At 67.7% G+C, this 6,950-nt stretch carries 8 protein-coding genes and 1 pseudogene; 5 read left to right on the top strand and 4 right to left on the bottom strand.

The features are described from left to right. Nucleotides 1–363: 363 nt before the first annotated feature. From I6U14_RS16085 to I6U14_RS16065, 5 genes are all read left to right on the top strand, one after another. Complete coding sequence (locus I6U14_RS16085; protein ID WP_296900535.1) at nt 364–1,398, top strand: folate-binding protein; 1,035 nt, start codon at nt 364–366, stop codon at nt 1,396–1,398. Continuing rightward, nucleotides 1,364–2,296: a glutamate racemase gene (murI, locus tag I6U14_RS16080; RefSeq protein ID WP_296900532.1), complete on the top strand. Its 933-nt coding sequence runs from the start codon at nt 1,364–1,366 to the stop codon at nt 2,294–2,296. Before I6U14_RS16085 ends, murI begins: the two co-directional genes overlap by 35 nt. Nucleotides 2,297–2,383: 87 nt before the next feature. Further along, nucleotides 2,384–3,484 (top strand): thioredoxin fold domain-containing protein, encoded by a 1,101-nt coding sequence (locus tag I6U14_RS16075; protein ID WP_296900530.1) that lies wholly within the window; start codon nt 2,384–2,386, stop codon nt 3,482–3,484. A gap of 303 nt (nt 3,485–3,787) precedes the next feature. Further along, nucleotides 3,788–4,381, top strand: coding sequence for a Uma2 family endonuclease (locus tag I6U14_RS16070; RefSeq protein WP_296900528.1), 594 nt, complete (start codon nt 3,788–3,790; stop codon nt 4,379–4,381). After that, nucleotides 4,293–4,523 carry a DUF29 family protein gene (locus I6U14_RS16065; RefSeq protein WP_296900526.1) on the top strand — a complete coding sequence of 77 codons (231 nt, stop codon included), beginning with the start codon at nt 4,293–4,295 and terminating at the stop codon, nt 4,521–4,523. The genes I6U14_RS16070 and I6U14_RS16065 overlap by 89 nt, the downstream gene beginning before the upstream one ends. Before the next feature lie 209 nt (nt 4,524–4,732). On the opposite strand, the gene I6U14_RS18335 is transcribed toward I6U14_RS16065, so the two are convergent. The 4 genes and pseudogenes from I6U14_RS18335 to I6U14_RS16050 form a co-directional block, all read right to left on the bottom strand. After that, on the bottom strand, nt 4,733–4,939 hold the full coding sequence (locus I6U14_RS18335) for a DUF29 family protein (RefSeq protein WP_367115679.1): 207 nt from the start codon (nt 4,937–4,939) through the stop codon (nt 4,733–4,735). A gap of 128 nt (nt 4,940–5,067) precedes the next feature. Then, nucleotides 5,068–5,217 (bottom strand): annotated as a pseudogene (locus I6U14_RS18330) (DUF29 family protein); the annotation flags it as partial. Nucleotides 5,218–5,329: 112 nt separating this feature from the next. After that, nucleotides 5,330–6,193, bottom strand: coding sequence for a universal stress protein (locus tag I6U14_RS16055; protein WP_296900525.1), 864 nt, complete (start codon nt 6,191–6,193; stop codon nt 5,330–5,332). 47 nt (nt 6,194–6,240) lie between these two features. Beyond that, nucleotides 6,241–6,950 (bottom strand): SulP family inorganic anion transporter (locus I6U14_RS16050; RefSeq protein ID WP_296900524.1); only part of this gene is annotated, 710 nt, incomplete at its 5' end.

Genomic DNA, 6,950 nt, shown 5'->3' with positions numbered 1-6,950 from the left:
TGTTGGGCCCCCGGGCTGGTGGGCGTCAGGTACCCGGACCGGAAACCCAAACCCTAAAAGCTAGGTTTGAGGAAGAATAAGGCGGCCCGCCGCCGGGGCAGGGCCGCCCGCGCCGCAGCCGCCTGACGGGCTGACTGGCGTGCCCGACGAGCCTCCCCACCTTGCTCGCGCTGTTGCGCGCGATTGTGCGCCGCGCGGGGCACGGTCGCGGCTGCGCGCAGTCGGATGTCGGGCGCAGCGTGCGGAAACACCGCAACGTCGGCCCCACATGCCACCGCAGGACGCATCGACGACCTCAGGGGCAGCGGCTATCCTTCCCAGCCTGCCCGTTCCCGGCACCAGACGCAAGCGAGACGAGACACCATGAACCAGGATTGGCAAACCTTTCTCACCGCACGCGGCGCCACCATTGCCGCCGAGGGTACAGCCCGATTCGACGGGGCACCCACAGACCCTGCCTGCGCCGTGGCGGACCTGTCCCACCTCGGGCTCATCGCCGTCGGTGGCCCCGAGGCGGTGGACTTTCTGCAGGGCCAGGTGAGCAACGACGTGCGCGAGGTCTCCGAGACCCACACCCAGCTCAGCAGCCATTGCAGCCCCAAGGGCCGCATGTTGGCCAATTTTCGGCTGCTGCGCATGGAGGAGACCATCTTCCTGGTGCTGCCCCGCAGCCAAATGGACGCGCTGCTGAAGCGGCTTCGCATGTTCAAGCTGCGCGCCAATGCAACCATCGACGACGCCAGCGACGCGCTGGTGTGCTGCGGCATCGTCGGCGGCTGCGCGGATGCCGCGCTGGCCGAGCGTTTCGGCAGCCTGCCGCAGGGCGACAACGACATGGTGCGCGCCGGCGATGCAGCGCTGATCCGCGTCGCAGGCTCAGTGCCGCGCTACCTCTTCGTTGGGCCGGCCGCTGACGCCAAGACGCTGTGGGAAGGCGCCGTCACCGCGGGTGCGGCGCAGGCAGGCCCCGACCTGTGGGCCTTGCACGACATCCGCGCCGGCATTCCCACCGTGGTGCCGGAGACGGCGGACGCCTTCGTGCCGCAGATGGCCAATATGCAGCTCATCGACGGCGTGAGCTTCCACAAAGGCTGCTACACGGGCCAGGAGGTGGTTGCCCGCATGCAGTACCTGGGCAAGCTCAAGCGGCGCATGTACATCGCCGAGGTGGACACGGATACGCCCCCCAAGCCCGGCGAGGTGCTGGGGGCGGCCGGCGGCAGCTCGGGGCGGGGGCGGGGGCGTGTGGTGGATGCCCGCGCCAGTGCGCCCGGCCATTGGGGGCTGCTGGTGGTGGCCGAGATCGCCGCTGCCGAGGGCGAGGGACTCCAGCTCGGCGCGGACGGGCCGATGCTCGAGCTGCGTGCCCCTGCCTACGGGTTCGGCGACGCTATCTGAGCCTCGACGCGGCGTTTGCTCACGACTGCGCGAGGCCAAAGATCAGCAGCACAGCGCCCTGGAGGAGGTCACGCTGGACAAACCGCAACAGGCGCCTGAACCGTCCGCCGATGCTCCCATCGGCGTCTTCGACTCCGGTGTCGGCGGTCTCACCGTGCTCGCCGAAATCCGTCGTCTGCTCCCCGGTGAGCACCTGCTCTACGTTGCCGACTCAGGCTTCGCCCCCTACGGCGAGCGCCCGGAGGCGCTCATCCGCGCACGCTCAGAGCAGGTGACCAAGTTTTTGCGCGCGCAGGGCGCCAAGGCCATCGTCATCGCCTGCAACACGGCCACCGGTGCCGCCGCGTCGCACCTGCGCACCCGCCACGCGCTGCCCATCATCGCCATGGAGCCCGCCATCAAGCCCGCGGCGGCCAGCACCAGAACCGGCGTCATCGGCGTGCTCGCCACCAGCGGCACGCTCAAGAGTGACAAGTTCGAGGCCCTGCGTGGGCGCTTTCATGGCGCCGTGGAGGTGCTGACGCAGCCCTGCCCGGGGCTGGTAGAGCTGATCGAGGCGGGGGACTTCCAGGCCGAAGCCCTGCGCAGCCTGCTCGCCGACTTGGTGCTGCCGCTGCTCGACCGCGGGGCGGACACGCTGGTGCTGGGCTGCACCCACTATCCATTGGTGCGCGGGCTGATTGCGGACATTGCAGGCCCCAAGGTCCGCATTGCCGATGCGAGCGCCGCGGTGGCCAGGCAGGTGCAGCGCCGCCTTGGTGAGGCCGGGCTGCTGCGCGGCAGCGCCCAGCGCGGCCAGGCCAGCTTCTGGACGAGCGCCGAGCCGCCTGAGGCGGCCACTGCACTGATCCGCCGGCTCTGGGACCAGCCCGTTGACGTCGCCGTGCTGCCCGATTGAGCTGCCGGCGCCGAGTGGCCCTTGCGGATGCGGCGCGCTCAGGCCCAAGACCCCTTCAGATCAAACACACGAGGAGAACAACCCGCAATGGCTTTCACCGACACGGCGCGGACGTTGCGCATCATGGTCCAGGCAACCGCCCTGCTCTCACTGATCGGCGCCGCGGGTGCCGCGGTATCCGCCGAGGCGGATCCCGCTGCAGCGAGCGCCACGGGTCAACTGCTGGGCGCCAAGCAGTCCAGCCACCCGGACTGGTTCAAAGAGAGCTTTCTGGATATTGCCGAAGACGTGGAAGAGGCCGCAGACGCCGGACGCCATGTCATCCTGTTCCTGGAAATGAACGGCTGCCCATACTGCTACAAGATGATCGAGGAGAACTTCAAGGGCAGCGACTACAGCGAATGGCTGCAGGAGCGCTTCGACGTCATCGCCCTCAATGTCCGCGGCGACCGTGAGGTGGCCATGGATGCCGACACCATGATGTCAGAGAAGGCCCTGGCGGAGGCGCTCGGCGTGCGCTATACGCCGACTGTGATCTTCCTGGACCAGGCCAACGAGCCGGTGGCACGGGTCAACGGCTACCGCAACGCCGCGGACTTCAAGCAGGTGCTGGATTATGTCGACGCGCAGACGTACCAAAGTCAGACCCTCGCGGACTACCTGGATTCCCAAAATGCCGAGACGGCGACCGCCGGCAGCGATGGACTGCGTGATCATGATCAGATCCGGGAGGCCGCCGATGTGGGTGATCTCAGCGCCATCGACGGCCCGCTGCTGCTGCTCTTCGAGGACGCCGCCTGCGGCGCCTGCGATGCACTGCACGACGGGCACCTGAAAGCGCCGGAGGTGATCGAAGCGCTGAAGCCTTACACGGTCGTGCGCGTCGATACCCTCTCGGATGCCGCATTCACCGGCCCCGACGGTGAGCCCACCACCGGCGCGCAGCTTGCCGATGACCTCGGCATCGAATACCGCCCGACCCTGGTGCTGATGGACGGTCCCGCCGGCGGCAAGGACGAGATCGCCCGCATCGAGAGCATGCTCTACCGCTACCACTTCGTCGGGCTGCTGGAGTACGTGGGGCTCGGCAAATACCGCGACTTCCCGGACGGCCCCTTCGACTACATCAACGACAAGACAGCCAAGCTCACGGCCGCCGGTGAGGATGTCTCGATCTCGGATGAGTGAGGCCGCCGGCGGCCGACCTGCTGCCTGGCGGTGCCGACGCCGCGTCGAAGAGGAAACACGTAACGGGCGCAACGACCACCACCTGCATCTGCATTGCGCCCGTTGCCGTGGCGTTCGTTGTGGGAGGTCTGCGCAGATCCCGGCCAAGGGCAAGCGCCCCAGCGCCGGCCATGCGGCTCAGCTCATGTGAGAGGTTGTGAAGAAACCCACCGACCTACTGCGGACGCCGGATCGCACGCACTATACTGAGCGCAGACAGTCACCCGGCACGCGTTTCCAAGCACCAGTCAGGAGCCGCGCAGCATGTCCGTTCGGCCCATCCCCTATCTGACCTTCGACGACTGGCTCGCGGCCGAGCGCGAGGCCACCGACACCCGCAGCGAGTTCGTGGACGGCGAGGTCTTCGCCATGACCGGCGGCAGCGAGGCGCACAACACCATCTCGGTGAACATCAGCGCCGAGCTGCGCGCCCAGTTCAAGCGCCGCCCCTGCTACGTCTACGCCGGCGACATGAAGGTGCGCGTAGACGCCGCCAACGTCGGCGCCTACCCCGACATCATGGCCGTCTGCGGCGAGCGCACCTACCACGACCAGCGCCGGGACATCATCACCAACCCGACCCTGATCATCGAGATCCTGTCGGACGCCACCGAGGCCTACGACCGCGGCGACAAATTCGCCCACTATCGCACGCTGCCGAGCCTCAAGACCTACCTGCTGGTCTCGCAGCACCGCGTCGCCGCCGAGCTCTACGTCCGCCGGGACGACGGCCGATGGCTGCTCAGCACCGACGACCGCCTGGCCGACAGTGTGCCGCTGGAGTCAGTCGAAGCAAGCCTGGCACTGGCCGAGGTCTACGACAAAGTCGCGCTCCGGCACGCCGACGCGACGCGCTGACGCGCTCTCCGCGCCGGAGCTGCTGGCGAACGCCTATGGTGACGCGACCCTGCTCGCATCGCGCGAAACGGGCCTCACCGAGGCGAGCTTCCCGGCTGCCTTGCCCTGGTCGTTCGAGCAGATCATGAACGACGGCTTCTGACCGGAGGCGGATCAACCGGCGAATTGAGCTGCCCGACCCGGCAACCGGAGGGCGCATAAGCACAGCGCATCCGCCGCCGCTGGATGGCGGATGCGCTGCGCTCATCGCTTGCGTCCTATGGTGTGGTCGGCAACTGGCGGTCTGCCGGGCCGCAGGATTCAGGCTGGCTGGGAAGTCCTGTTGCGCCCGGCCATGCCTGCGGCGGTTGTTCAGCTCCTGGTATCGCTCGTGCCCGGATAGAAGTCATCCTGCAGCAACTGCTCGGCCGAGTACGGGCACTGCGCGGGGAAGGTCTCGGGCGGCAGGTGGCCCTCTTTGCCGGCGAGGTCGGCCGCATCCGGATAGGCAGCGGCGATGGTCTCCGCGACAATCGGCTTAAGCCCAGGTGATTGGCGCAGCAGGACAGCGAGCTGCATGCGTTGCTCGACGATGGTGCTCCGCCAGCTGTCGCCCTTTTGAATTCGCGCCAACGCTCGCAGAGCGCCTGATATTGATACTCCCATGTCAGCAAATGGGCGATCAGGATCAGGAGTCGGCTTTCCAGCTCGCGTCGATCGCTCTTGCTCATGTCGCTCAGCTCTTCCTGCAGATGCTCGATGTCCATCTCCGCGAAGCGACCGGCGCGCAGCAGCTCCACGTGGCGCCTGGCCCAAGCCGCATAATCGGTTTGGTAGAGGGTCTTGAGGTCAGTCATCGATCACCCCCCCGCTGGGGACGAAATCCCACATTGAACAATAGCTGAAGCGTCCGTGCAGCCGCGGCGACGAACGAGGTTGTGCGGCCGTCGCGACAGCCGGGCGCGCCCCTCAGCGCAACAACAGCGTCGGCACCTTGGCTGAGCGCAGCAGATCGGCGGTCTTGCTGCCGAAGAGCAGGCTGCGCAGCGGGGAGTGGCCGTAGGCGCCCATGAGCAGCATGTCGATGCCCTGGTCGTGGATGTACCGGGCAATGACGCGCTCGGTGTCGCCCGGAATCAGCGCCGTCTTGACGTCGTAATCGGCGGCGGCGAGCGTCTGCCGCGCCCAGTCCAGCTGCTTCTCGGCGTCGCGGCGCGGCTTGCCGGACATGACCACGTCCACAGGCAGACCGTGGAAGAGCGGCGTGCGGGCCAACATCTCCACTCCGCGGCGGGTCATGGCGCCGCCGTCGAAGGCGATCATCACCCGCTCGGGCTCGGTGAAGTCGTCGGTGACCGCGAGGATGGGCTTGTCCAGCGCCCGCACCATGCGCTCCACGTTGCGCCCGAGGTCGCGCTGCGTGGTCTCGGCGGACTCGCCGCGGCGGCCGAGCACGAAGAGCTGGACGGCGTCCTGCGCGTCCACGAGCGTCTCTTCGAGGTCGCCGTAGCGCAGACGCACGTCCGGGCCGTCCACGCCGCGGCTGATGGCGCGCTCGCGCAGCCGGTTCAAGAATACTCGCCCCTGCTCACGCGCGGCCTTGCTGCGGGCCTCGTCCTCTTCGGAGAGCTCCTCCAGCAGCGCCTGCTGGGCGTTCACACCAATGGCGCCGCTGTGATCCGACCCGCGCACCACCCGCGCCTCGCGGTCCAGGATGTGCAGCAGCTCCAGGGGCGCTTGCAGGCGCCGGGCGGCCCAGGCGGCGGTGTCCGTCACCATGTCCGCAAAGTGGGACTGGTCCACGCAGGCCAGTATTTTCTGCTCGTCTTGCATCGGCGGTGTCCTTTATCAGCAGCCCCGGGTTTCGGCAGCCCCGGCTCTCAGTGGCCCATCAAGTCGGCGACGGCCTCGGGCTTGTCGTGCACCGCGAAGCGGTCGACCATGGTGCGGCTCGCCTCGTTCAGGCCGACGACATTGACCTCTGTGCCCTCGCGGCGGAACTTGAGCACCACCTTGTCCAGCGCCGTGACGGCGGTGATGTCCCAGAAGTGGGCGCGGCTCACGTCGATGGTCACCTGCTCGATGACCTCCTTGTAGTCGAAGGATGCGATGAACTGGTCCGCAGAGGAGAAGAACACCTGGCCTACCACTTGGTAAATGCGCTCACGCCCCTCGCGGGCCGGCGTCGAGCCGACATAGAGCACCCGGCTCACCTTGTGGGCGAAGAAGAAGCCCGACAGCAGGACTCCCACCAGCACGCCCTGGGCCAGATCGTGGGTAAGCACAGTCACGGCCACGGTGGCGATCATCACTACGTTGGCATCAAACGGGTGCTCCCGCAGGTTGCGGAAGGAGGCCCAGTTGAAGGTGCCGATGGAGACCATGATCATCACCGCCACCAGCGCCGCCATCGGGATCTGCGCCACCCAGTCGTTGGCGAACACCACCAGCAGCAGCAGCACGACGCCGGCGGTCAGGGTGGAGAGCCGTCCGCGACCGCCGGATTTCACGTTGATCACGGTCTGGCCGATCATTGCGCAGCCCGCCATGCCGCCCAGGAAGCCGGTGGCGACATTCGCCACGCCCTGCC

Source organism: Thiohalocapsa sp., from assembly GCF_019695415.1.
GTDB lineage: Bacteria > Pseudomonadota > Gammaproteobacteria > Chromatiales > Chromatiaceae > Thiohalocapsa.
Note: the sequence above shows the minus strand (reverse complement) of the source record. Positions and strands in the feature narration are given on the sequence as shown.